At 71.7% G+C, this 23,626-nt stretch carries 22 protein-coding genes; 10 read left to right on the forward strand and 12 right to left on the reverse strand.

Annotated features, from left to right (window positions below):
• From FNH08_RS09320 to FNH08_RS09330, 3 genes are all read left to right on the forward strand, one after another.
• Positions 1 to 3,177: cytochrome P450 (locus FNH08_RS09320; RefSeq protein WP_152770918.1), on the forward strand; the 3,177-nt coding region annotated here is incomplete at its 5' end.
• Between the two features lie 73 nt (positions 3,178 to 3,250).
• The gene (locus FNH08_RS09325) at positions 3,251 to 4,207 is read left to right on the forward strand and encodes a phosphotransferase family protein (protein ID WP_152770942.1); all 957 of its coding nucleotides are present in this window, start codon (positions 3,251 to 3,253) and stop codon (positions 4,205 to 4,207) included.
• Between the two features lie 79 nt (positions 4,208 to 4,286).
• Positions 4,287 to 4,535: a hypothetical protein gene (locus FNH08_RS09330; RefSeq protein WP_322724081.1), complete on the forward strand. Its 249-nt coding sequence runs from the start codon at positions 4,287 to 4,289 to the stop codon at positions 4,533 to 4,535.
• 179 nt (positions 4,536 to 4,714) lie between these two features.
• On the opposite strand, the gene FNH08_RS09335 is transcribed toward FNH08_RS09330, so the two are convergent.
• The 3 genes from FNH08_RS09335 to FNH08_RS09345 all read right to left on the reverse strand — a co-directional run bounded on the left by FNH08_RS09335 (position 4,715) and on the right by FNH08_RS09345 (position 7,936).
• On the reverse strand, positions 4,715 to 5,743 hold the full coding sequence (locus FNH08_RS09335) for an SDR family oxidoreductase (RefSeq protein ID WP_322724082.1): 1,029 nt from the start codon (positions 5,741 to 5,743) through the stop codon (positions 4,715 to 4,717).
• Positions 5,744 to 6,131: 388 nt separating this feature from the next.
• Positions 6,132 to 6,797 (reverse strand): HAD family hydrolase, encoded by a 666-nt coding sequence (locus tag FNH08_RS09340; protein ID WP_152770919.1) that lies wholly within the window; start codon positions 6,795 to 6,797, stop codon positions 6,132 to 6,134.
• 101 nt (positions 6,798 to 6,898) lie between these two features.
• A complete protein-coding gene (locus FNH08_RS09345) occupies positions 6,899 to 7,936 on the reverse strand; it encodes a PHP domain-containing protein (protein WP_152770920.1) in 1,038 nt (345 codons plus the stop codon).
• A 136-nt stretch (positions 7,937 to 8,072) separates the two neighbouring features.
• Between FNH08_RS09345 and FNH08_RS09350 the strand changes: the two genes are divergently transcribed.
• The gene (locus FNH08_RS09350; RefSeq protein WP_152770921.1) at positions 8,073 to 8,876 is read left to right on the forward strand and encodes an SDR family oxidoreductase; all 804 of its coding nucleotides are present in this window, start codon (positions 8,073 to 8,075) and stop codon (positions 8,874 to 8,876) included.
• A 66-nt stretch (positions 8,877 to 8,942) separates the two neighbouring features.
• Positions 8,943 to 9,179 (forward strand): hypothetical protein, encoded by a 237-nt coding sequence (locus FNH08_RS09355; RefSeq protein ID WP_152770922.1) that lies wholly within the window; start codon positions 8,943 to 8,945, stop codon positions 9,177 to 9,179.
• A gap of 4 nt (positions 9,180 to 9,183) precedes the next feature.
• On the opposite strand, the gene FNH08_RS09360 is transcribed toward FNH08_RS09355, so the two are convergent.
• The 3 genes from FNH08_RS09360 to otr(A) form a co-directional block, all read right to left on the reverse strand.
• Positions 9,184 to 9,888 carry a VanZ family protein gene (locus FNH08_RS09360; protein ID WP_152770923.1) on the reverse strand — a complete coding sequence of 235 codons (705 nt, stop codon included), beginning with the start codon at positions 9,886 to 9,888 and terminating at the stop codon, positions 9,184 to 9,186.
• Positions 9,889 to 10,003: 115 nt separating this feature from the next.
• Positions 10,004 to 10,669: a DUF4230 domain-containing protein gene (locus tag FNH08_RS09365; protein WP_152770924.1), complete on the reverse strand. Its 666-nt coding sequence runs from the start codon at positions 10,667 to 10,669 to the stop codon at positions 10,004 to 10,006.
• A 180-nt stretch (positions 10,670 to 10,849) separates the two neighbouring features.
• Positions 10,850 to 12,739 (reverse strand): tetracycline resistance ribosomal protection protein Otr(A), encoded by a 1,890-nt coding sequence (gene otr(A) / locus FNH08_RS09370; RefSeq protein ID WP_152770925.1) that lies wholly within the window; start codon positions 12,737 to 12,739, stop codon positions 10,850 to 10,852.
• 225 nt (positions 12,740 to 12,964) lie between these two features.
• On the opposite strand from otr(A), the gene FNH08_RS09375 reads away from it, so the two are divergent.
• Positions 12,965 to 13,918 carry a ribose-phosphate diphosphokinase gene (locus FNH08_RS09375; protein ID WP_322724085.1) on the forward strand — a complete coding sequence of 318 codons (954 nt, stop codon included), beginning with the start codon at positions 12,965 to 12,967 and terminating at the stop codon, positions 13,916 to 13,918.
• A gap of 58 nt (positions 13,919 to 13,976) precedes the next feature.
• Here the strand turns inward: FNH08_RS09375 and FNH08_RS09380 are convergent, their stop codons facing one another.
• Positions 13,977 to 14,363, reverse strand: a complete 387-nt coding sequence (locus FNH08_RS09380) for an anti-sigma factor antagonist (protein ID WP_228034006.1) — start codon at positions 14,361 to 14,363, stop codon at positions 13,977 to 13,979.
• Between the two features lie 237 nt (positions 14,364 to 14,600).
• Positions 14,601 to 15,029 (reverse strand): MarR family winged helix-turn-helix transcriptional regulator, encoded by a 429-nt coding sequence (locus FNH08_RS09385; protein WP_152770927.1) that lies wholly within the window; start codon positions 15,027 to 15,029, stop codon positions 14,601 to 14,603.
• 116 nt (positions 15,030 to 15,145) lie between these two features.
• On the opposite strand from FNH08_RS09385, the gene FNH08_RS09390 reads away from it, so the two are divergent.
• The 3 genes from FNH08_RS09390 (at position 15,146) to FNH08_RS09400 (ending at position 18,735) form a co-directional block, all read left to right on the forward strand.
• Complete coding sequence (locus FNH08_RS09390; protein WP_152770928.1) at positions 15,146 to 16,603, forward strand: aldehyde dehydrogenase family protein; 1,458 nt, start codon at positions 15,146 to 15,148, stop codon at positions 16,601 to 16,603.
• 40 nt (positions 16,604 to 16,643) lie between these two features.
• Entirely contained in the window at positions 16,644 to 17,753 is a 1,110-nt protein-coding gene (locus tag FNH08_RS09395; protein WP_152770929.1) for an NAD(P)-dependent alcohol dehydrogenase, read from the forward strand.
• Between the two features lie 88 nt (positions 17,754 to 17,841).
• Positions 17,842 to 18,735, forward strand: a complete 894-nt coding sequence (locus FNH08_RS09400) for a hypothetical protein (protein WP_152770930.1) — start codon at positions 17,842 to 17,844, stop codon at positions 18,733 to 18,735.
• 25 nt (positions 18,736 to 18,760) lie between these two features.
• Here FNH08_RS09400 and FNH08_RS09405 read toward each other — a convergent pair whose 3' ends face one another.
• Both FNH08_RS09405 and FNH08_RS09410 read right to left on the reverse strand, forming a co-directional pair.
• Entirely contained in the window at positions 18,761 to 19,315 is a 555-nt protein-coding gene (locus FNH08_RS09405) for a TetR/AcrR family transcriptional regulator (RefSeq protein ID WP_322724088.1), read from the reverse strand.
• On the reverse strand, positions 19,312 to 19,674 hold the full coding sequence (locus FNH08_RS09410) for a DUF1304 domain-containing protein (protein WP_152770931.1): 363 nt from the start codon (positions 19,672 to 19,674) through the stop codon (positions 19,312 to 19,314). The genes FNH08_RS09405 and FNH08_RS09410 overlap by 4 nt, the downstream gene beginning before the upstream one ends.
• Before the next feature lie 109 nt (positions 19,675 to 19,783).
• On the opposite strand from FNH08_RS09410, the gene FNH08_RS09415 reads away from it, so the two are divergent.
• Positions 19,784 to 20,260, forward strand: a complete 477-nt coding sequence (locus FNH08_RS09415) for a GNAT family N-acetyltransferase (RefSeq protein WP_152770932.1) — start codon at positions 19,784 to 19,786, stop codon at positions 20,258 to 20,260.
• Here FNH08_RS09415 and FNH08_RS09420 read toward each other — a convergent pair.
• Together FNH08_RS09420 and FNH08_RS09425 are read right to left on the reverse strand one after the other, a co-directional pair.
• A complete protein-coding gene (locus FNH08_RS09420; RefSeq protein WP_322724089.1) occupies positions 20,250 to 21,590 on the reverse strand; it encodes a cytochrome P450 in 1,341 nt (446 codons plus the stop codon). The two genes, FNH08_RS09415 and FNH08_RS09420, sit on opposite strands and share 11 nt — an antisense overlap.
• A 225-nt stretch (positions 21,591 to 21,815) precedes the next feature.
• Positions 21,816 to 23,330 carry an MFS transporter gene (locus FNH08_RS09425; protein ID WP_322724090.1) on the reverse strand — a complete coding sequence of 505 codons (1,515 nt, stop codon included), beginning with the start codon at positions 23,328 to 23,330 and terminating at the stop codon, positions 21,816 to 21,818.
• Positions 23,331 to 23,626: the final 296 nt, after the last annotated feature.

Below are 23,626 nucleotides of genomic sequence, written 5' to 3' on the forward strand. Positions count from 1 at the left end.
ATGTCCCCCACCGCGCCGAACCCCCAGGACCCCGGTTCCCCGTCCGACGTCCCCGTCGTCGACATCACCGCCACCGGCCCCGGCAGCACCCCCATCCAGCAGGTCATGGACCTCATGCGCCAGCACGGGCCCGCGCTCGTCCGGCGGCTGCACGGGCGGGACACGCTGTTCGTCAGCGACCTGGACCTGGTCACCGAGCTCGCCGACGAGCAGCGGTTCGCGAAGTCGATCGGGCCCGCGCTGCAGAACGTCCGGGAGTTCGCCCTCGACGGGCTGTTCACGGCGTACAACGACGAGCCGAACTGGGCCAAGGCGCACGACATCCTGATGCCGGCGTTCGCGCTGGGCTCGATGCGGACGTACCACCCCGTCATGCTCCGGGTGGCGCGCAGGCTGATCGACGCGTGGGACCGGGCCGCCCGTGACGAGCAGCCGGTCGACGTGCCGGACGACATGACCCGGATGACTCTCGACACCATCGGGCTCGCCGGCTTCGGCTACGACTTCGGCTCCTTCGAGCGGGACCAGCCGCACCCGTTCGTGGAGGCCATGGTCCGCTGCCTGGAGTGGAGCATGCACCGCCTGAGCCGTGTGCCGGGCGGCGACTACTCGGCGGCCGACGCCGCCTTCCGGGCCGACGCCGACTACCTCGCCCAGGTCGTGGACGACGTGATCACCGCCCGTGTGGAGGAGGGGGAAGCGGAGGGGGAGAGCGACAGCGAGGACCTGCTCTCGCTGATGCTCAGCGCGACCCACCCCGCCGACGGCACCACGCTCGACACCGCCAACATCCGCAACCAGGTCATCACCTTCCTGATCGCGGGCCACGAGACGACGTCCGGCGCGATGTCCTTCGCCCTGTACTACCTCGCCAAGCACCCCGCCGTGCTCCAGCTGGTGCAGCGGGAAGTGGACGCCCTGTGGGGCGACACTGCCGATCCCGATCCGACCTTCGACGACATCGGCCACCTCACCTACACCCGGCAGGTCCTCAACGAGGCACTGCGGCTGTGGCCGACCGCCGCCGCGTTCAGCCGGGAGGCCCGCGAGGACACCCTCCTCGGCGGTCGCGTCCCCCTGCGCGCGGGTGAGTCGGCCATCGTCATGGCGCCCATGCTGCACCGTCTGCCGGTGTGGGGCGACAACCCGGAGCTGTTCGACCCCTCACGCTTCACGCCCGAGGCGGAGGCAGCCCGTTCCGTGCACGCCTTCAAGCCGTTCGGCACCGGTGAACGCGCCTGCATCGGGCGGCAGTTCGCGCTGCACGAGGCGACCATGCTGCTCGCGATGCTCGTCCACCGCTACCGGCTGCACGACCACGCCGACTACGCCCTCACCGTCAAGGAGACCCTCACTCTCAAGCCCGAGGGGTTCACCTTGACGCTCTCCCCGCGCACGGCCGCCGACCGCTCGCACGCCCTTCTGCCCGGCGCGGTCGCACAGGCGAGGACGCAGGAGGACACCACGGAGGCCACCCTCCCCGCCCGGGTACGCCCCGGAACCCGTGCCCTCTTCCTGCACGGCAGCAACTACGGCACCTGCCGCGAGTTCGCCGCCACCCTCGCCGACGAGGCAGCCACGCTCGGTGCCGAGACGGAGGTCGCGCCCCTGGACGCGTACGCCGAGGGCCTGCCCGCCGACCGCCCGGTGATCATCACCGCCGCCTCCTACAACGGCCGCCCCACGGACGACGCCACCGCCTTCGCCGCCTGGCTCGACAGCGACACGGCGGCCTTCGACGGCACGTACGCCGTCCTCGGCGTCGGCGACCGCAACTGGGCCGCCACCTACCAGCACGTGCCCACCCGCTACGACGACCGTCTCGCGGAACTGGGCGGCACCCGCCTCATGGACCGTGCCGCCGCCGACGCCTCCGGAGACCTGGGCGGCACGGTCCGCGCCTTCACGGCCGGCCTGCGCACCGCCCTGCTGGAGCGGTACGGCGACCCCGACGCCACCGCGCCCAGCGACGAGCCCACGGCCGCGTACGAGGTCCGCACGCTCACCGGAGGCCCGCTCGACGCCGTCGCCGCACGGCACGACCTCGTCCCCATGACCGTCACGGAGGCGTACGACCTCACCGCGCCCGGCCACCCGCGCACCAAGCGGTTCGTCCGGCTCGCCCTCCCCGACGGCACCACCTACCGCACCGGCGACCACCTGACCGTCCTGCCGGTGAACGACCCCCTCCTCGTCGAACGGGTCGCGGGCGCGCTGGGCCTCGACCTGGACGAGGTCCTCGACATCCGGTCCCGACGGCGCGACGGCATCGCCGTGGACCGGCCGCTGACCGCACGCCGGCTGCTCACCCACCACGTGGGGCTGCAGGAGCGCCCGACCGCCGCCCAGCTGTCCGCCCTCGCGGCCGCCAACCCGTGCCCGCCGGAACGGGCAGCCCTGAGCTCCCTCGTGGACGACCCACGCACCCTGGTCGAGGTCGTCGAGGCGTACCCCGCCCTGCGCGGCGCGCTGGACTGGCCGGACCTCCTCGCCCTCCTCACCCCGCTGCGCCCGCGCCACTACTCGGTGTCCTCCTCGCCCGCCACCGACCCCGGTCACGTCGACCTGATGGTCTCGCTGCTGGAGGCCCCGGCCCGTTCCGGAAACGGCACCTACAGCGGTGTCGGCTCGGGGTACCTGCACTCGGTCAAGCCCGGTGAGACGGTGCTCGCCCGGATCCAGCCCTGCCGCGAGGCCTTCCGTATCGGCCACGACGACCCCGCGCCCGTCATCATGGTCGCGGCGGGCACGGGCCTCGCCCCGTTCCGGGGAGCGATCGCCGACCGTGTCGCGAGGCTCGCCTCCGGGACGCGGCTCGCCCCCGCCGTCTGCTACTTCGGCTGCGACGCCCCCGGCGCCGACTTCCTCCACGCCGACGAGCTGCGCGCCGCCGAGGCCGCCGGAGCGGTCTCACTGCGCCCCGCCTTCAGCGCGGCTCCCATCGACGGCGCCGCCTTCGTCCAGCACCGGATCGCCGCCGAGGCGGACGAGGTGTGGGATCTGCTGGAGGCCGGAGCCCGCGTCTACGTCTGCGGCGACGGCTCCCGTATGGCGCCGGGTGTCCGGGAGGCGTTCCTCGCCCTGCACGGGGAGCGCGCCGGGGGCGGCTCCCAGGAGTGGCTCGACTCCCTCGTCGCCGAGGGACGCTACGTGGAGGACGTGTACTCGGCCGGATAACAGGGGTGCGTGCGCCGGGCCGACCTGCGAGAGTGTGGCCGGCCCGGCGGTACGGACGAAGGGGAGACGCATGATGGCGGACGCGGGGGAGCGGGCACGGCGGATCCTGTCCGCGGCCGGACTCGGCGAGGGCGACCTCGTGACGGTCCGGTCGCTCGACGGCGGCACCTACAACACCGTCGAGGAACTCGTGCTCACCGACGGCCGGCGGCTGATCCTGAAGACACCCCCGCCGCCGGAGACCCCGATCCTGCGCTACGAACACGAACTCCTCCCGGGAGAGGCGGAGTTCTACCGCGGGGCCGCCACCGTCGACGTACCCGCTCCCCACGTGGTCGTCCTGGCGGACGGCCGGCTCCTCATGACCGCCTGCCCCGGCACGCCCTGGCACCTCGCTTCCCTGGAGGAAGCCGAACAGCGGACGTTGCGCCGGGAGTTGGGCGGCCTGGTGGCCCGGCTCCACCGTGTGACCGGCCCGGCCTTCGGCTACCCGTCCGCCGCCACGGGGCCCCTCGCCCCCGACTGGCGCACCGCCTTCACCGCGATGTACGACGCCGTGCTCGCGGACGCCCGCCGCTACCGGGCCTGGCTGCCGCGCCCCGTGGACGAGGTGGCGCGCACAGCCAAGGCCGCGTACGACACCCTCGACGAGGTCACCGTCCCGCGCCTCGTCCACTTCGACCTGTGGGAGGGCAACATCCTCGTGGAGCGCGACGGCGCTGTGCGTATCGGCGGACTGATCGACGGCGAGCGCATGTTCTGGGGCGACCCGCTGGCGGACTTCGTGTCGCTCGCGCTGCTCGGGAACATCGAGGACGACCCGGAGTTCCTGACGGGCTATCAAGAGATCGGCGGGCAGGTCGAGTTCACGTCGGCCGCCCGGCAGCGCCTCGCCCTCTACCGCAGCTACCTGTACCTGATCATGCTGGTCGAGACGGTGCCCCGCGCCCTGGGCGACGAAGACGTCACCTGGCGCCGGGAAGTGGTGGCACCGCAGCTCACGGCGGCCCTGGACGAGCTCGGCGGCTGACACCGGGCCCGGTCGTCGCGCCCGGTTTCGGCCTCCCCGCACGAGGTACTCGCGCCGCTCCGGACGAAGGGAGCACGCCGTGACCGATCACCGTCAGGGGGTTCCCGGCAAGAACGAGGAACCCGTACCGCGAGACCTGCCCGACCAGCAGGCTCATGGTGGCGACGACCCGTGGGACGTCGCCACCGAGGGCGACAGCCAGAACGACGAGGACACTCCCGCCACCGATGTGCCCGACCCGGACGAGGCGGGCTCGGGCAGGCGCGGGGACCCGAAGTCGGGAAGCGTCCACCCCGAGCAGCCCGTACCGAACGAGTCCACCGACTGAGCCGCGACCGGATCGGTCCGCAACCGACCGTCGGGTCCACGACCGTCGGGTCCACGACTGTCGGATCCGCCACCGTCGGATCCGTCACCGAGTGTCCGCTCCGCAACCAACCGGTGCGGCCCACGGAACGGCACCGTGCCCTTCCGTGGGCCGCACACGGCGTACGGCCTCCGCGGCGTTCAGCCCACCTTCCGCCCTCGCATCGGTTCCGTCTCCGCCCCCTCCCCGCGCCGCATGCCCTCCAGGAACTCCTTCAGGACCTCGACCGCCGTGCGCTCGGGGTGCCAGCCCAGTTCGTCACGCGCGCGTGCGCAGTCCATCAGCGGCAGCCGCAGGACGGCGTCGAACAGGTGCGGCGACGCGGGCAGCAGGTGCAGTCCCCAGGCGGCGGCGAGCGCCGAGCGGGCGGCCGCGCGGGGCAGCCGTACCGGACGGGCACCGAGCATCTCGCCCAGTACGGCCGCGTCGACGGGTGGCTCGGCGGCGATGTTGAACGCGCCCCGCGCCTCGCTGTGCAGCGCGAGCCGGTACGCCTCGGCCGCGTCGTCGGTGTGCAGGGCCTGCACCCGCAGCCCGGGAACGTCGGGCAGGACGGGGAGCAGATCCGGGCGGACGATCGGTCCGGGCAGGAATCGCCCGCCGAGGATACGCCGCTGCTCGCTCGCCGACTCCTGCTTGAACAGGAACGCGGGCCGCATCCGCACGACCCGGACCGACGGGTGCTGGTGCTCGAACGAGTCCAGCGCGCGCTCCAGATACGCCTTCTCCCGGCAGTACGCGGCGCCCGGCCACCCGTGCGTCGGCCACGACTCGTCCACCGAGCGGTCCTTGGGGCCGGGTGAGTACGCGCCGACCGACGAGGCGTGCACCAGCGCCGGCACTTTCGCGGCGGCCACCGCCTCGAAGACGCGGATACTGCCGAGAACGTTGGTGCTCCAGGTGACGGCCGGATCGTGGGTGGGATGGAACGCCCAGGCGAGGTGCACGACGGCGTCGGCGCCGTCGAACTCCTCCACCAGGTCGGTGTCCTCCGCCCCCAGGTCCACCGCCGACCACTCCGTCCTGGCCGGCGACCAGTCGGGGATCCGCCGGGCCAGTCCCTGTACGGACCCGACCCGCTCGTCCTCCGCGAGCAGACGGACGAGACTGGTGCCCACGTTGCCGGTCGCACCCGTGACGACGATCCTGCCTCCGGTTTCACTGCTCACCGCTGGCTCCTCTCACCGGGGACCCCGCTCCTCCCGGGGGCGGGAGGCCCGAGTACCCGGCCGCCGGAGGGTGCACGCGAGCCGTCGGGCAGAGACTCAGGCAGAGAGTCGGGCAGAGAAAAGCCCCGACCGGACGGGGGAATCACGGTCGGGGCGGTCTGTGGTGGGTACGGATGGCGGTCGCCTCTCGGCGAAAGGCTTCACAGGGCTTCAGCCGAACGATCGTCCCTGTGGGCGGATGGTGAGGCCCGGGGACACTGTCCCATCCGCACCCACGGTTGGTTCAACGGGAAAGTACCGGTGAGTGTTCCTACGAGATGCGGTGTTCGTGGTGATCCGCGTCACGCGAATCGCACTGTTCCGGTCACTTCGACCGTACGGTTTCGGCTCACACATCCGCCGCCAGCGGACTCTCCTCCAGGGACGCCAGCAGATGGGCCGGGTCCCGGTAGACCGCCTCGGCGCCCGCCGCCTCCAGGTCCGCGCGCGGGATGCCGCCGCTCAGTACGCCCACGCAGCGCACCCCGGCGCGGGTGCCCGCGCGCATGTCCCACACCGTGTCGCCGACGAACACCGCGCGCTCGGCGGGCACCCCGGCCAGCTCCAGGGCGTGTTCGACCGGATCGGGGGCGGGTTTGGAGGCGTCCACGTCGTCGGCGCTCGCCGTGGCCGTGATCGCGTCGTCGGCGTCGATCGCCCGGCGCAGCGCGGACAGTTCCGAACCGCCGGCCGAGGTGGCGAGGACGACGCTCCAGCCGTCGTGGTCCAGGCGTCGCAGCAGCCGGCCGGCGCCCCGCAGCGCGGGCAGCCGCTCGAAGTAGGTGCCGTACAACGACCTGTGGGCGGCGCTGAGCGCGGACACCTCGTCCGGGTCCCGGCTCTCGCCCAGGACATGCGCGATCAGATCGCCCGAGGCGAGCCCCACAGCCCGGTGGATGGCGTGCATCTCCACGTCGTGACCGGCCTGCCGGAACGCCTCCCACCAGGTCGTCACATGGAGATGGTTGGTGTCGACCAGCGTCCCGTCGACGTCGAACACGGCTGCTCGGCCCATGTACCTGTCCTCCTTCCTCGCGGCTGCCATGGCTTTCACGGCTGCCACTGCCGCCATGCCGAAGCCGTCGTCGTGGGTTCTGTGCGCTCCCGGGTACCGGGTCATGTGTTCCTCACGCCCGACGGCACCACGCCCTCCCGTGTCCAGGCCAGCAACTCGTCCACGGTCCACGTCGTGATCACGCGCTCGGCGGACACGCCGCACTCCTCGGCCCGGGCGCAGCCGTGGATCTGCCAGTCCAGCTGGCCGGGGGCGTGGGCGTCGGTGTCGACCGAGAACAGCACCCCCGCGTCGACCGCCTTCCGCAGCAGCCTTCTGGGCGGGTCGAGCCGCTCGGGGCGGCTGTTGATCTCCACGGCCGTTCCGGACTCGGCGCAGGCCGCGAAGACCTCGTCCGCGTCGAACTCCGACTCCGGCCGCCCCCGCCCGCTCAGCAGCCGCCCGGTGCAGTGCCCGAGGATGTCGGCGTGCGGAGCGCGGACGGCTTTGACCATGCGGCGGGTCATCGCGGCCGCGTCCATGCGCAGCTTCGAGTGCACGGACACCACCACCACGTCGAGCCGCTCCAGCAGCTCCGGCTCCTGGTCGAGCGAACCGTCCTCGAGGATGTCGCACTCGATTCCGGTGAGCAGCCGGAACGGAGCCCACCGCTCGTTGAGCCCGGCCACCACGTCGAGCTGCTCGCGCAACCGGTCCGCGGACAGCCCCCGGGCCACGGTCAGCCGGGGCGAGTGGTCGGTGAGCGCCGCCCACTCGTGCCCCAGGCGGGCCGCCGTCCGTCCCATCTCCTCGATCGGGCTCCCGCCGTCCGACCAGTCGGAGTGCAGATGGCAGTCGCCGCGCACCAGCGCCCTGAGCCGTTCGCCGCCCGACGTGACCGGTTCACCGGGCTCGTCCTCCAGCTTCCGCAGATAGCCGGGCACCTCGCCGTCCAGCGCCTCGCGCACCACCTGCGCGGTCTTCGGGCCGACCCCGCGCAGCGACTCCAGCGAGCCGTCCGCCACGCGCTCCGCAACCTCACCCGTGGGCAGCGCGCCCAGCACGGCCGCCGCGGTACGGAACGCCTGTACGCGATAGGTCGGCGCCTGGGACCGCTCCAGCAGGAACGCGATCCTGTCCAGGGCCTCCAGGGGATCCATGGGCACCTCCTCGTCCAGCGTTGCCCAACCGCACCGGGACCGCACACGGGGGCCGGTTTGTGCGCCGCGTCCCCGGGTACTGCGATGAGCCTCCGTACTCCGCACGTCGCAGTCGTCACGCAGTCGAGGAGGCGCGATGTCCGCGCGCGAACGCAGCGAGGTGGCCGTCGTCACCGGCTCCGACTCCGGGATCGGCCGGGCCACGGCGGTCCGGCTCGCGGAGGAGGGGATGGACATCGGCATCACGTGGAACAGCGACCTGCGGGGTGCCGAGGAGACGGCCGAGGAGGTGCGTGCCAGGGGGCGGCGCGCGGTCGTCGCGCAGATGGACCTCACCCGGCTGCCCGTCGCCGCGGGCACGGTCGACGAACTCTGCGACCGGCTCGGCCGTGTCGACGTGCTCGTCAACAACGCCGGTACGGGGACGGCGACCCCCTTCATGGACCTGGAGCTGGACGATGTGCGCCAGGTCCTCGACGTCGATCTCGTCGGGCCCTTCCTGTGCGGTCAGCGGGCCGCTCGGCACATGATCCAGCAGGGTGACGGCGGCCGGATCGTCAACGTGACCTCCGTGCACGAGCACCAGCCCCGCGTAGGTGCCGCCCCGTACTGCGCGGCCAAGGGTGGCCTCGGCCTGCTCACCCAGGTCATGGCCCTGGAGCTCGCCGAACACGGGATCACCGTCAACGCGGTGGCCCCCGGCGAGATCGCCACGCCCATGACCGGGCAGGACGGCGCCGACGTGCACACCCGGAGCCGACCGGGCATCCCGCTCGGGCGCCCGGGCGACGCCCGCGAGGTCGCGGCCCTGATCGCCTTCCTCGTGGGCCCCGACGCCTCCTACGTCACCGGTGCCTCCTGGAGCGTGGACGGCGGCATGCTCCGGATGGGCCCGCAGGCGGGTTCCCATCTGGAGAGCGACGACTGGCGGCGCCCCTGACCGGCCCGCTCAGGAGATGGGTCCGCTATGGGTCCTATTGCCCCGATGCGATCTACGCTCTGTTGTATGACCGAAATCGCGAGCCCCTACCTCCCCCACCCGCGGATCCTGGTGCTCGGGGTGCAGCCCGGCACACCACCGTTCCGGATCGTGGAGATCGACGGACAGGTCGTCGGCGAGGCAATGGCCATCGTCGACGTCCTGCGCGCCGCCTCTGCGGCCGGTATCACGGTCCACGACCTCGACGACCCGGACGTGGTCCGCTGGGTGGGCGGCGACAAGTTCACCTGGCTGCCGCACTAGGGCCCTATGCCCTGCGGCGCAGGAGGTGGAAGCGAGGGCCCTTGCCACCCGCGCTGCCCTTCCTGGCCGTGCTGCCCTTACCGGCCGTGCTCGCCTTACCGGCCGTGCTCGCTTTCCCGGCCGTGCTGCCCTTCTCGCGCTTGCTTCCCTTCCCGGCCTTCGTGCCCCTGCCGCCCGTGGGCTTCCTCGGCTCGGGCGGGTGCACCGCGCGACCCAGCCGCCGCCCCAGCAGCACGTACCCCAGCAGTGCGCCCGCCGTGTTGAGGATGACGTCGTCGATGTCGAAGGCGCGCCCTGTGATCGCCGCCCCCTGAACGAGCTCGACCAGGAGCATGACCAGGGCGGTCAGCGCCCCCACGCGCAGGATGCCCCGCGTCCCGGGCGCCAGCACGGGCAGCAGCAGACCGAACGGCACGCCGAGCAGGATGTTCCCGCCGATCTGCTTGACGGCGTCGCGCAGCGCGGGCTGGTTCAGATAGGCCTCCAGGGAGCGGCCGGGGCGCAGGTTGCTGTGGGTCAGCGCCTCCGAGGCCGGTGACGGCTGGAGCGTCAACCGGGCCAGCGCCGCGGCGAACGCGACCATGGCGGCGAAGGCCACCACCATCGCCAGCAGACGCAGGAGGAACGGGAGAGGCCGCCCACCGCGTGGGGCTGCCGTCCGCCGGCGGCCGGATGCCGAGGTGCGGGAACGTGACGTGGTGCGGGCCATGCAACCCTCCCATTTTCAACTTCCCTTCTGCTCAGAGCGGTTACCCCCGATAACGGCTCCGATGCCGCCGTACGCATGGCATACGTCACCGCGCGCACCGGGTTTCGCCGTGGGCTCAGGCGTCTCCGTACGTCACCTCCACCTCCTTGAAGCCGAGCGAGCGGAGCAGTCCTTCGAGCATGCCGGTCGTGTTGGACTCGGCGCGGGCGGTGAGGTGGCTGTCCTTGGCCGCGTCGCCGATGTGCTTCGACGCGAGCTTCTGGACGGCCTGTTCGCTGTTGGGGTTGTCGGAGAAGACGTCGCCGAGCCGGTCGAGCAGGCCGCGCTGCTTGGAGACGGCGTAGGAGCGTTCGGGGTCGAGGGCGGGCTTGCCGAGCGCCGCGTGCGGCAGGTGGAGCGTGGCCGACGTGCGGTCCTTGTTCACCGTCACGTCCCCATCGCCCACCTTCCCCAGGTCGACGTAGGCGTCGACGGTGCCCGCGCCCACGTACAGGGTGCGGGTGCCGCGGATCGCGTCCGGCAGGTACTTGGCGTCCTTCTCCAGGTCCACGACCACCTGGAAGTTGCCCGAGGCGGCGTCGTAACGGCTTATGTCCTGGATGGACTTGAGGAGTGCGGGGCCCGAACGGTCGTGGGTCTCCTCGCCGAACACGTCCTTGATCGCCCCGAAGAAGATCAGTCGTACGGCGGCCAGCAGGACCACGAGGAGCACTACGAGGATGGTCAGGACCTTCGCCCAGCCGGGCAGTTGGCGGGCGCGCTTGATGGACGTCGTCGTCATGTCGACGGTCCTCCTTCCTGTTTCCACGGGTGCCCGCCAAATGCCTTGACAGAACGCGCAGTTGGCTGTTTGACGGCACCGGTCCGGGGCATGGCCCCCGCCGAAGCCCCCTGTTCGGCGTACAGGGAGGACGCATCGCGTCCGCCCGCCGTACGGGATCGTGCCGAGGCCGCCTCCGCGCTACCGCTCCGCCCTGAGTGGCCGGTCACCCGACGGCCGCGACCACCACACGCCCTCGCCGTGTGTCAGCCCCGGCAGCTCCAGCTCCACCTCCCGTACATGCCGGGCCGGGAGTTCGCCGGTGAGCAGCCACGAGGCGCGGCCGCCCGTCGTCTCCCCGAACTCCGCGCCGTACGCGGCGAGCCGCGCCGTCACGGGGGCCAGTGCGGCCGCCGGGAGTTCCGCCTCGAAGGCGTGGTAGGGCTCGTAGACGCGCGTGCCCGCCCGCTCCAGGGCGCTGCGCAGCACGATCGGGGTGAGCCCGCGGAAGTCGGCCGCCGTGCTGATCGGGGCGCAGAAGCCGGACCGGACGAGCGTGACCCGGCAGTCGGTCACCGGCCGGCCGTGCGGGCCCGAGTGCAGCGTCGCGTGGACCGTGTCCTCGATGGCCTGGTGGAAGGCGCGGGGTAGGGCGCCGAGCTCGGTCGCGTACGCGAAGACCGCCCCCGAGCCCCGTGGCCCCGGCTCGACGCGCAGGCCGATCGTGGCCCAGTAGCGCGTGTGGTCGAGCCACGGCATCTCCTCGTACGCCTCCCCGGTGCCGGCCGGGCGCTCCAGGAACCGCACACGGCTCGGCTCGAAGTCCGCCTCGATCCCGAAGTCCTGGGCGAGCGTGGCCGCGAGGACCTCCTTCTGGACCTCGCCGTACAGGAGCAGCGCGGTCGTGCCGGACCCCGCGGGGCGGGCGTGCAGCAGCGGGTCCTGGTCGGCCAGTGAGAGCAGCGCCGAGCGCAGGGGTGCCGCCTGCGCGGGGTGCCGCGCCCGCACGAGGGTCTCCAGGGTGGGCGCGGCGAACTGCGGGACCCGGTCGGTGACGTCACCGAGCCGGTCGCCGACGCGGATGCCGGGCACACCGCGCAGCTCGGCGATGTTCCCCGCGGTGAGGGAGGGGGTTTTGGGGCACCCGACGACGGTGAGCTCCAGTGCCCGGCCCGTGACCTCCGTCGTCCGCCCGTCGGCCTCACGGCGCAGGAAGGTCAGCCGCTGCCGGTTCGCCACCTGGCCCTCGTACAGGCGCAGATACGCCCTCCGCTCCCCGCCGGGTCCGGGCCGTACGGCGAACACCGTGCCCCGCGGGGCGTCGGCCGTGCCGCTCCGGCCGGGCACAGACGCCGGAACGAACCGGACCATGGCCTGGACGAGTTCGGCGACTCCCTGCCCGTCCAGCGCGCATCCGAAGAACAGCGGGTGCACCGAGCCGTCGGCGGTGCGGGCGGCGAGTGAGGACCGCAGGTCGTCCTCGGTCGGCGCGGGGCCGTCCACGAGCGCCGCGAGGATGTCCGTGTCGACCTCGGCGAGGGTGGACGCCACGTCCTCAGCGGTGAGCGGGCGCGGTACGACGCGGGCGTGCCGGGTGCCGATGTCCTCGACCCCGGTGAGCGGCACGACGTACGGCGTGAGCAGGCGCCGGACGTCGTCGAGCAGGCCCTCCTCGCGGGCGCCCGTGCGGTCGATCTTGTTGACGAAGACGAGCGTGGGCAGGCCGAGCCGCCGCAGGGTCCTCAGCAGGACCCGGGTCCGGGCCTGGACTCCCTCCACGGCGGAGAGCAGCAGGACCGCGCCGTCCAGGACCTCCAGGGCGCGCTCGACCTCGGCGACGAAGTCGGAGTGTCCGGGGGTGTCGATGAGGTTGATCTGGACGTCGCCGGAGGTGAAGGCGGCGACGGCCGAGCGGATCGTGATGCCACGCCGGCGCTCGATCTCCCCGTCGTCGGTGCGGGTGTCGCCGGTGTCGACGCTGCCGAGCCGGTCGATCGCGCCGCCGTCGAAGAGGAGCCGCTCGGTGAGGCTGGTCTTACCGGCGTCGACGTGGGCCAGGACGCCGATGTTCAGGGTGTGCGGGGTGTGCATGCGTGGTCGAGTCCTCGAGAACCGTGAGCCAGTGGGGGCGCTGGGTTGTTTCGAGGAGTCGGCGCATTCGGGGTCTCCCGAGGTTCGGCGGTACGGTCGCGGCCATCATGGCGTGCTCCCGGTGACCCTCCGCAACCGAATTTCCGTCGCCGAGGGTGCGTTCCCCGCGGCAAGTAGCATGAGGCGCGCAGCCCGTAATGATCATGTTCATACGAGGAGCGGATCGTGCGTGACATCGCCGTGTTCAGCGGTAGTGCCCATCCCGAGCTGGCGGAGGAGGTCTGCACGCATCTGGGCGTGCCGCTTCGGCCGACCCGGGTCAGCCGGTTCGCCAACGACTGTCTGGAGGTCCAGCTCCAGGCCAACTGCCGGGAGCGGGACGTGTTCCTGGTGCAGCCGCTCGTGGCCCCCGTGCAGGAGCATCTGGTCGAGTTGCTGCTGATGTGCGACGCCGCGCGGGGCGCGTCCGCGGGGCGCATCAACGTGGTGATGCCGCACTACTCCTACGCCCGGTCCGACAAGAAGGACGCGCCGCGGATCTCCATAGGCGGCCGGCTCGTCGCCGACCTGATGGTGGCGGCGGGTGCGAGCCGCGTGCTCGCCATGACGCTGCACTCGCCGCAGGTGCACGGCTTCTTCTCGGTGCCCGTCGACCATCTGCACGCGCTGCGCGAACTGGCCGCGCACTTCCGGCAGTACGACCTGTCGCGCACCACGGTCGTCTCGCCGGACCTGGGCAACGCCAAGGAGGCGGCGGCGTTCGCCCGGATGATCGGCGCGCAGGTCGCCGCGGGGGCCAAGCAGCGGTACGCGGACGACCGGGTCAGCATCAACTCGGTGATCGGCGAGGTCGCCGGGCGCGATGTCATCATCCTCGACGACGAGATCGCCAAGGGCAGTACCGTCCTCGAACTCCTGGGGCGGCTCAGGGAGTTGGGGCCGCGTTCCATCCGGGTGGCCTGCACCCACGGCCTGTTCGCGGCCGGCGCCCTGAAGCGGATCGGGGAACAGCCGGACGTCCTGGAGATCGTGTGCACCAACACCGTGCCGATCCGTGCCGAGGAGCGTACCGAGAAGCTACGGGTGCTCTCCATCGCCCCGGCGCTCGCCGAGGCCGTGCGTCGTATTCACAACGGTGAGTCCGTCAGCGCCCTGTTCGACGCACCCGCGGGCGACTAGCGGACGGTGGGGGCGGGCAGGGGGCCTCGCGCCGCGGCAGGCGGCTGCGGGGCCCCGGTCATAAGGTCCCGGACGTGGCCTCCGGGCGGGCCAGTGCCTCCTCCAGGGACGCCGAGGGCGGCAGCAGACGGGTGAGGCCGGTCGCCTTGAGGACGCGCAGGGTCAGCTCGTGGGTGCACAGCAGGTGCAGCCGCCCGCCCTGGGCGAGGACCCGGCGCCGGGCGCGGTACAGCAGGCGCAGCCCGGAGCAGTCGAAGAACTCGACGGGCCGCAGGTCGATCACGATCAGCGGTTCGGGGCGCGCGGTCGCCGAGTCCAGGTACGGGATGATCTCCACCGCGGCGAGGATGTCGATCTCGCCGTGGAACTCCAGCACCGTGTGCCCGTGCTCCCTGTGGACGCGCAGATGCCTGAGGGGCGGCTCGGGATCGTCATGCACCGACATGGCCTCCATCCGGCTCCCTCGTGGCAGAGTTCTCAAGTCACCGGGGGCCGGGGTGACGACGTCGAGCGAGCGTAGACATGTCACCGGGGTCTCCGTGATGGCAAAACCGTTCCTCGCCCTGCAAGTTACCCTCGATGGGGTGAATTTGAGCATGTTCGATTGACATATGTCTTCGATTTGCGGGGTGAGCTGTCCGGCAAGTTGCGTGCCCGATCTACGACCGGGCGTACGCCGGAGCTAGGAGAGAGCCTGCCATGCCTTGGACAGGGCCTGGCGGAACTGGTCGGCCTGGTGGGCGGTGAGGCCCTTGACCATGCGTTCCTCAAGATCCCGGACGGGCTCCTCGAACCGTGCGAGCAGTTCGCGCCCCTCCTCGGTCAGCAGGATCAGCAGCTCGCGCCGGTTGCGGGGATTCCGCTCCCGTCGTACCAGTCCGCGGTTCTCCAGGCTGCGCACCAGATCCGCGATGGACTGGGCGGTGACGAACGAGTCGCGCGCCAGCTGCGCGGCGGACAGCCCGTCGTGCCGCTCCAGGACGGTGAGCGAGGTGTACTGCAGGGCCGTGATCCCGGCCGGCTTGACCAGTTCGTCGAGATGCGAGCGGACAACGAGCTCGACCTGCTTGACCATGTAGAGGAGGTTGGGTGGTGCCTTGGTGCCGACCATGCGTTCAGCGTAAGGCATTGACAGGAAACCTGTGTGTAATGAAACTGCGAACCAACAGGAATCCTGTTGGTTGAAGACTTAGCGATCAAGGCTGGATCAAGTCTGAGGAGTGGGCAATGACGACCACCTTCGAGAGCGAGCCCGGGCGGCTGTTCATCGGTGGACAGTGGCTCGAGGCAGCTGACGGGACACGCACGGACGTGATCGACCCGTCCACGGGTCAGGTGGTCACGACCGTCGCCGAGGCGGGCGCGGCCGATGTCGACGCCGCCGTACGGGCCGCACGCGACGCGTTCGACAAGGGCGCCTGGTCCGGGCTGAGCGGACGCGAGCGCGGGCGCGTCCTGCACCGCGTCGCCGAGCTGATCCGGGAGAACGCCGATGAGATCGCGGCCCTGGAGAGCCGGAACGTCGGCAAGCCGATCACGCTGTGTCACGCGGTCGACGTCACGAACGCGGCCAACGACTACGAGTACTACGCCTCCCTCGCCTGGACCCTGGACGGCGCCACCCGTGACACCCCCCTGAACGGCCTCGCCTACACCCGGCGCGGGCCCATCGGTGTGGTCGCCGCGATCACGCCGTTCAACTTCCCGCTGATCCTCGCCGGCTCCAAGATCGCCCCGGCGCTCGCGGCCGGCAACACGGTCGTGCACAAGCCCGCCGAGGAGACCCCGCTCAGTGCCCTGTACATGGCCCGGCTGCTCAAGGAGGCCGGTGTCCCGGACGGCGTCTTCAACGTCGTCACCGGTACGGGACCGGTCGCGGGCGAGGCGCTCCTGCGCAACCCCGGCGTCGACAAGATCGCCTTCACCGGCTCCACCGCGGTCGGCCGGCACGCCGCGAGCATCGCCGGCGAGGGCCTGAAGTCGGTCACCATGGAGCTCGGCGGCAACGCGGCGCACATCGTCTTCGACGACGCCGACATCGAGAAGGCGATCGGCGCGATCATCAAGGGCTTCGTCTTCAACACCGGCCAGTTCTGCATGGGCGGCCCGCGCCTGCTCGTGTCCCGCCCCGTCTACGAGACGGTGCTGGGCATCCTCTCCGAGGCCGTGCCCGGCGTGCCCGTCGGCGATCCCCGGCAGCCCGAGACCGTCGTCGGACCGATGGCGGGGGAGAAGCACCTGAGGAAGGTCGAGGAGTACGTCGAGCTGGCCCGCAAGGAGGGCGCCCGCGTGGTCTGCGGCGGCGAGCGCCTCGACCTGAACGGTGGCTTCTACTACAAGCCCACGGTCCTGGCCGATCTCGCGAACGACTCCCGGGTCGTGCAGGAGGAGATCTTCGGCCCCGTCCTCACCGTGCAGCCCTTCGACTCCGAGGACGAGGCGGTGGAGATGGCCAACTCCACGCCCTACGGCCTGGCCTCGGGCATCCAGACCACCAACCTCGCCCGCGCGCACCGTGTCGCCGACCGGCTCCAGGCGGGCATCGTCTGGGTCAACGACTGGGCGATGCTCGACCCCGCCGTGCCCTTCGGCGGTGTGAAGGCCTCCGGCTTCGGCCGCGAGTACGGCCCCGAGGCCCTCGAGTCCTACACCAAGGTCAAGTCCGTCGTCGTCTCGCTCGACTGAGCGCACCCCCGCTTACGCCGCCGCAAAAGGAGTCCACACCATGTCCACCACCGCTCGTGCCGCCGTGGTCGAGTCCGGGGGAGCGCCCTTCACCCTGTCCGAGGTCGTCCTCGATGAGCCCGGGCAGGGCGAGGCCCTCGTCCGCATGGTCGCCGCCGGGCTGTGCCACACCGACCTCGGTGTGGCCAGTGGCGGGCTGCCCTTCCCGCTCCCCGGCGTCCTCGGTCACGAGGGAGCCGGAGTCGTCGAGGCCGTCGGTCCCGGCGTCACCGGCGTAGCCCCCGGCGACCACGTCCTGTTGTCCTTCACCTCCTGCGGCGGCTGCCGCAACTGCCGTGACGGACACCCCGCCTACTGCGCCGCCTGGCTGCCGCTGAACCTTCTCTCCGGCCGCCGCGCCGACGGGACCAGCACCATCAGCCGCGGCGGCGAGCCGCTCGGCGGCCACTTCTTCGGCCAGTCCTCCTTCGCCGACCGGGCGCTTGTCGACGAGCGCAGCCTCGTGAAGGTCGACCCGGACGTACCGCTCGACTCCATCGCCCCGCTCGGCTGCGGTGTCCAGACGGGTGTCGGCGCCGTCTGGAACGTGCTGGAGCCGCGCGCGGGCAGCGCCCTGGTCGTCCTCGGCGCCGGAGCCGTCGGTCTCTCCGCGGTGATGGCGGCGGCGCTGACCCCCGCCACCACGGTCATCGCCATCGACAGGGTCGGCGAACGCCTCCAACTCGCCCGGGAGTTGGGCGCCACCCACACCGTGAACGCGGACGAGGTCGCGGACATCACCGCGGCCATCATGGAGATCACCGGCGGTCAGGGTGCCGACGGCGTCGTGGAGACCACGGGCAGCGTGGCCGTGCTGCGCAAGGGCGTCGACTCGCTCGCCCTGCGCGGCACCCTGGTCATCGTCGGCGCCCCGCCCTTCGGCACCGAGGTGTCCCTGGACGTCAACGGGATGCTCGGAGGCAAGCGCGTCGTCGGCCTCACCCTGGGTGACAACGAGACCCAGACCGCCATCCCGGTCCTCGTCCAGCTGGTCAAGGAGGGCAAGCTGCCGCTGGACCGCCTGATCAGCCGCTACACCTTCGAGGACATCGACCAGGCCGTGGCGGACATGAGCGGCGGAAAGGCCATCAAGCCCGTCCTGACGTTCTGATCCACGTCCGGCCCCGCGAACCGCCGAACGTTCGGGCTCTCTTCCCCGTCGGAGGAGGGAGACGGCGTTCGGCGGACGGGGGGCGGACATGCGCAAGGAACTCATGGCGGCGGCGGTCGTGGTGGCGGCCGTGGCCGTGACGGTGGTGGCGGGCTGCGGCACGGAGGACGGCACCGGTGTCCGTACGAGTGCGGAGGCCGTGGTCACCGGCTCGCCCCCGGCCACGCCCTACGACGGCCCGCTGTACGTACCGCACCGTGAGGTCGACGAGGACAGCCTGCGGGCCATGAAGACCGAGTCGGGTGCTGCGGGCCGCGCCCTGGAGTGCGACGGCGAGATGTTCTCGGGCGGTGGTGGCCCCGGCGCATGGAGCGAGGGCGACGGAGGCGGGACGCCGCGGGAGGGGCTGGAGGCGTACTTCGAGATCGAGCAGCCGGACGTCCCGAAGGACGGCTACCGCGTGGAGCGCGAGGAGGAGGACCGGGTCCTGTTCTCCTACGACGTCCAGGGCCGGACCAAGGTCGCCGTGATCGTCGCCAAGGACCGGAAGAACGCCCCGGGTTGGGGCCCCGAGACCAGCGCCTCCTGCGACCCGGCCGAACTCCCGGCGAGCTTCACCGACTCCCAGGGGTACGAGGTCTGGACCGACGAGAACGGCGACCGCGTACCGATCAGCGAGGTGGTCACCTCGGAGGGTCCGGCCCACTGCGAGTGGCAGAAGGCCCACTTCCTGCATACGGGCCGGGACTTGGAGGGGGACGGCAAGCTGTACGCGCGCGATCCCGAGCGGGTGCTGCCCGACGAGATGCTCATGACCCCCTACGACGGGGACGTGACCATGCCCGAAGAGGCGAAGGACACCGGATACCGCCTGGACGACTGGGAGTTGTGGTTCACCGACGACACATCGACGGCGTACGTCCGCACGGCCGACGGCGTCGAGGCATGGCCCGCTGTGCGGGAGGAAAGCCGCTGCCTCTGAGCGCGCGCGGGCCCGCCCGGCCAGCTCACCGGCTGCGGTGCAGGGCGACGAGCAACTGCCACGACTGGTGGGCGATGTCGTCCGACGATCCGTCGATGAGGCCGTGCAGCCAGTCCGCGAGGACCCCGGCGAAGGTCGCCGCCACGGCGGAGGCGACCAGCGGGGCGTCCGCCGCACCGGCGAGTTCCCGCTCGCGGAGGCTGTAGGCGCGCAGGTCACGGTGCAGGACACGGCCGAGCGGGCCCCCGCCGCCCGGGGTGAGCAGGGCGCGGTACAGGTCGGCGTGCGGGGTGAGCCCGGCGAAGAACTCCAGCAGGGCCGCCGGCGCCCGCACCGGGTCGGGGCGGCCCCGCCACGCGTGCAGGGCGTCCACGGCCTCGCGCACGAAGTCGGCACAGGCGTCCACGGCCAGCGCCTCCAGGTCGGCGTAGTGCACGTAGAACGTGGCCCGGCCCACCCCCGCCCGGCGGACCAGCGCGGCCACGCTCACCTCGGCCAGCGGGTGCCGGGCGCACTCGTCGAGAAGGGCCTCCCGCAGCTTGGCCCGGGTGCGGGCGGCCCGGGGGTCCTCCGGAGTCACTGGGCGACGAGGACGGCGGCGAGGGTGAGGGCGCCGGGGAGGGCCTGGGCGACCAGGATGCGGCGGTTGGCGGTGGCGGCGCCGTACACGCCCGCGACGATCACACAGCTGAGGAAGAAGACCTGGACCCGGAAGCCGGTCGGGTCCCCGGCGACCAGCCCCCACACCAGGCCGGCCGCGAGGAAGCCGTTGTAGAGCCCCTGGTTGGCGGCCATCGCGGCGGTCCGCCGCGCCATCTCCGGATCGAACCCGTGGAACCCGAACCCGGGCTTCTTCTGCCACAGGAACATCTCCATCACCAGGATGTACCCGTGCAGGGCGGCCACCAGCGCGACCAGCACGTTCGCCAGGATCTCCATCGTCTGCGGACTCCGTCGTATGTTCGTTCACTTCTTGGACGGGTGTCTACTATACATGGACGACTGTCCAGGAAGTCGCGCTGTCAGACGCGGCCGTTAGCCTGCGGCCATGGGTGATCGAGAAGTGACCGTGCGTCGCGCGCGGGTCGAGGACATACCGGGGCTCGTGGTCTCCAGCTCCAGACTGTTCGCCGAGGACGGCGGGCCACGGGATCCGGGCATCAACGTCGACTGGCCGCGTGAGTACGGGGCGGAGGCGTTCGCGTCGGCCCTGGAGAAGCCGGCGCGGCTGCTGTTGGTGGCGGTCCATGACGGTGAGGTGGTGGGCCATCTGTCGGGCTCGCTGACGGAACCCTCGGCGATGCGTCCCGTCAGGTCCGCCACGTTGATGGCCATGTATGTGTGGCCGCGGCACCGGGGTTCGGGAGTCGGGGCCCGGCTGGTGCGTGCGTTCCTCGCATGGGTGCGGGAGCAGGGTGCCGAGCAGGCGGAGGTGACCGCCCACTCGGACAACCTGGACGGGATACGGTTCTACGAACGCGAGGGCTTCCGGCCGCACTCGCTCACGCTGCGGCTCACTCCCTGAGCTTCGCCGTCATCAGGAGCGTGCTCGGCCGTACGGTCGCGCGTGCCACGGGACGGACCGTCTGGCCCGGCGCGAGCTCCAGACGCCAGGCCCGCACGATCGTGGCGATCGCCGTGGTCAGCTCGGCCTGGGCGAACCGGTCTCCGATGCACTTGTGCTTGCCCGCGCCGAAGGGCAGGAACGCCCCGTCGGGGAGGGGCGGTTGGTTCCCGTCGAGCCAGCGGTCCGGGTCGAAGGACAGGGGGTCCGGGAAGAGCGCCGGGTCCCGGTGCAGGGCGTGCTGGCAGTACGCCAGCTCGGTGCCGGCCGGGATGTCCCAGTCGCCGAGGCGGGTCGGTCGCAGGGTCCGGCGGGTGACCAGCCAGCCGGTGTGGTGCAGCCGCAGGGCTTCCGTGATCACCCGGCCCAGGTAGGGGAGCCGGGTGAGGTCCGAGAAGGTCACCGGGTGCTCGCCGACGACCTCCTCCAGCTCGGCGCGGACCTGCTCGTCCACCTCCGGGTTGCGCGCCAGCTCGTACAGCACCCAGGACAGTACCGACGCCGTGGTCTCGGTCCCGGCAACCGCCAACGTCAGGATCTCGGAACAGATCTGATGAGGGGTCAGTAACTCACCGGTCTCCTCGTCCGTCGCCCGGAGCAGCAGGGACAGCATGTCTCCGGTGTCGCGGCCGGAGGCGCGCAGCGCGTCCACCGCCTCGCCGATCGTGGCGCGCACGGCGTCCCGGGCGGCGAGGAAGCGCCGGTTGGCGGGCAGCGGGAGCCGTTCCGCCCAGTCGGGCAGCATGATGCGGGTGCCGACACCGTTCATCACCACGGACAGGTCGCTGCGCAACTGGTCGAAGGCGCTCTTGTCGATGCTGGACGAGAACACCGTCGTGGCGAGCATGTCGAGGGACAGCTCGACCATCACCTCGCGCACGTCGAGCACCTGGCCCGGCCGCCAGCCCGCGGTGGTCCGTGTGACCTGCTCGCGCATCAGGTCCACGTACCCGGTGATCTCGGTCTGTTTGAAGGCGGGCTGCAACTGGCGCCGTTTGCGGACGTGTTCGGTACCGGCCGCGGTGACCACACTGTCACCCAGCAACTGGCCCATCTTCTCGAAGAAGCGGCCCTTGTCGAGCGTCGGACCGAGGTCCACCAGCATCGTGCGGATCAGGGCGGGGTCGTTGACGACGATCATCGGCTTGGGGATACGGATCTCGACGAGACGGCCATAGCCCCGCAGGGAGGCGATGAAGCCGAGGTTGTCGCGCATGAGGGGCTTCGCGTGACCCAGCAGCGGAAGTGATCCCGCGGCCCTGGGTATGGGAGGAGGCGCGGTGGTTGTCACGACGGTTCACTGGCTCCCTTCAGGGGTGATCACGGCCTGTTTGTTGACGTGATCACGGCGCGTTTATGGCTTCCCTTTTTCTCCCCGGTCCCATACGTGTCGTTGACCACTGGCACCGCACGGGTTGCCGTACCGCCGCCGCGGGTATCGATGCACTTCCCTTGTGCGAAGGTTTCCCTTGCGGGCGCGGTCGCCCGGCTCGCACGGACTGACCGGCCCGGGCCGTCACTTGCTGAGGACGGACAGCCGGCCCCGCGCCACCACTCGTCGATGCCGGCCCCGCCGGTGCAGGGTGAGCAGGGTGATCACCGCTCCGGCCAGGACGCAGCACGCCGCGAGCCGCAGACCGAGGTCGTAGCCCTCCAGGAAGGCGCTGCGGGGATCCGCTCCGGTGCGCAGCTCGGAGCGCTCGCGGCGGGTGAGCACCACGCCGACCAGGACCACGCCGAAGACGCCCGAGACCTCGCGTGCGGCGCTGAGGAGGCCGGTGGCCATCCCGGTACGGGCCTGAGGGACCCGCAGGAGCGAACGCACCGTCAGGGGAGTGGTCAGCGCCGACCCCACGCCGATCAGCAGCAGCCCCGGCTGCACAGCCCAGTAGTCGGCGCGCGGGCCCGTCCCCGACACGTACAGCAGCCCGAGCGCCACCAGCCCCAGCCCCGCGGAGATCGACACATGGGCGCCCAGCGTCCGCGCGGCGCGTTCGGCGAGCGGGGTGCACAGCAGCAGCGCACCGGCCAGCGGCAGGAAGGCGAGGCCCGCCTTGGTGGGTGAGAAGCCGAGGACGCGCTGGAGGTAGAGGGCGGTGAAGAAGAACACGCCGTTGACGCCGATGCCCCACAGCATCTGCGCGAGCACCCCGCCGGTGAGGAACCGGTCGCGCAGCAGCCGCAGGTCGACCAACGGGCGCTCGGCCCTGGCCTCCACGACCACGAACACGCAGGCCGCGAGGGCGGCGACGCCCAGGCAGAGCCGAACGGGCGTGGCGGTGAACCCGTGCTCGCCGCCGCGCACCAGACCGTATGTGAGGAGGTACAACGACAGGACGGACCAGCACACGCCGGGCAGGTCGAGGCCGCCGCGCACCGGCTCGGCAGATCCGCCACCCGTCGCCCCCGCGGCACCGTCACCCACCGGCCGGGCAGACCCGGGCCGGGAAGATCCGTCATCCACCGCCCCGGCGGGCGTGGCCGGTATCGCGGGCACCAGCAGCAACGCCAGCAGGCCGAAAGGGACGTTCAGGGCGAACACCCAGTCCCACGACCACCGTTGGGTGACGTACCCGCCGACCACCGGGCCGAGCGCCAGCGCCACCGCGAGGGCCGCCGTCCACAGCCCCACCGCCGTGGACCGCCGGTGCGCCGGGAGATCCGCGGCCACCACGGCCAGCGAGGCCGGAATGACAAGTGCGGCGCCCACACCCTGCACCGTCCGCGCCGCGATGAGCGTTCCCCCACTGTCCGCGACCGCCGCCGCGGCCGAGGCGGCCGTGAAGACCACGATCCCCGTGGCCACCACCGAGCGGCGGCCGAGCAGATCGGTCAGCCGCCCGGCGGGCAGCAGCAGCGCGCCGAAACTCAGCACGTAACTGCTCGCCACCCACTCCAGGTCCGTGACCGACAGGCCGAGTTCACGCTGCACGGTCGGCAGCGCCACATTGATCACCGTGTTGTCGAGCGTCGTGACGAAACCGGTCAGCGTGAGCAGCGCCAGCAGCGCGAACAACCGTGCACGTCCCACTGTTCACCCCTTCGCCGCGGGTGTGGTGGCAGGGATTCTCGGGGGCGGGACGGCACCGCGGCTCTGCCTCTGAGCACCGAATCGGGACCCGTCTTTGTCACCGAGCTGACAGAACCGGCGAGACGAACTGTCAGCACGTCGTCTAACCCGACCGGCACCCGACGGCGGAACCTGGTGCACCGCGCCAAGACCGACAGCTCCCTACGCCGACAACTCCCTACGCCGACAACTCCTCTGCCCGACAGCTCCGCACGCCCGACAAACTCCCCACGCCCACAACGGTTCGACCGTTCCTG

The sequence above is a fragment of the Streptomyces spongiae genome (assembly GCF_009377185.1).
GTDB lineage: Bacteria > Actinomycetota > Actinomycetes > Streptomycetales > Streptomycetaceae > Streptomyces > Streptomyces spongiae.

What these genes read in the sequence shown, in the direction of transcription:
- FNH08_RS09325 (WP_152770942.1), top strand. Translation starts at nt 3,251, where the DNA reads ATGGCGGACGCGGGGGAGCGGGCACGGCGGATCCTGTCCGCGGCCGGA.
- FNH08_RS09340 (WP_152770919.1), bottom strand. Translation starts at nt 6,797, where the DNA reads ATGGGCCGAGCAGCCGTGTTCGACGTCGACGGGACGCTGGTCGACACC.
- FNH08_RS09345 (WP_152770920.1), bottom strand. Translation starts at nt 7,936, where the DNA reads ATGGATCCCCTGGAGGCCCTGGACAGGATCGCGTTCCTGCTGGAGCGG.
- FNH08_RS09350 (WP_152770921.1), top strand. Translation starts at nt 8,073, where the DNA reads ATGTCCGCGCGCGAACGCAGCGAGGTGGCCGTCGTCACCGGCTCCGAC.
- FNH08_RS09355 (WP_152770922.1), top strand. Translation starts at nt 8,943, where the DNA reads ATGACCGAAATCGCGAGCCCCTACCTCCCCCACCCGCGGATCCTGGTG.
- FNH08_RS09360 (WP_152770923.1), bottom strand. Translation starts at nt 9,888, where the DNA reads ATGGCCCGCACCACGTCACGTTCCCGCACCTCGGCATCCGGCCGCCGG.
- FNH08_RS09365 (WP_152770924.1), bottom strand. Translation starts at nt 10,669, where the DNA reads ATGACGACGACGTCCATCAAGCGCGCCCGCCAACTGCCCGGCTGGGCG.
- FNH08_RS09380 (WP_228034006.1), bottom strand. Translation starts at nt 14,363, where the DNA reads ATGTCGGTGCATGACGATCCCGAGCCGCCCCTCAGGCATCTGCGCGTC.
- FNH08_RS09385 (WP_152770927.1), bottom strand. Translation starts at nt 15,029, where the DNA reads ATGGTCGGCACCAAGGCACCACCCAACCTCCTCTACATGGTCAAGCAG.
- FNH08_RS09390 (WP_152770928.1), top strand. Translation starts at nt 15,146, where the DNA reads ATGACGACCACCTTCGAGAGCGAGCCCGGGCGGCTGTTCATCGGTGGA.
- FNH08_RS09395 (WP_152770929.1), top strand. Translation starts at nt 16,644, where the DNA reads ATGTCCACCACCGCTCGTGCCGCCGTGGTCGAGTCCGGGGGAGCGCCC.
- FNH08_RS09400 (WP_152770930.1), top strand. Translation starts at nt 17,842, where the DNA reads ATGCGCAAGGAACTCATGGCGGCGGCGGTCGTGGTGGCGGCCGTGGCC.
- FNH08_RS09410 (WP_152770931.1), bottom strand. Translation starts at nt 19,674, where the DNA reads ATGGAGATCCTGGCGAACGTGCTGGTCGCGCTGGTGGCCGCCCTGCAC.
- FNH08_RS09415 (WP_152770932.1), top strand. Translation starts at nt 19,784, where the DNA reads ATGGGTGATCGAGAAGTGACCGTGCGTCGCGCGCGGGTCGAGGACATA.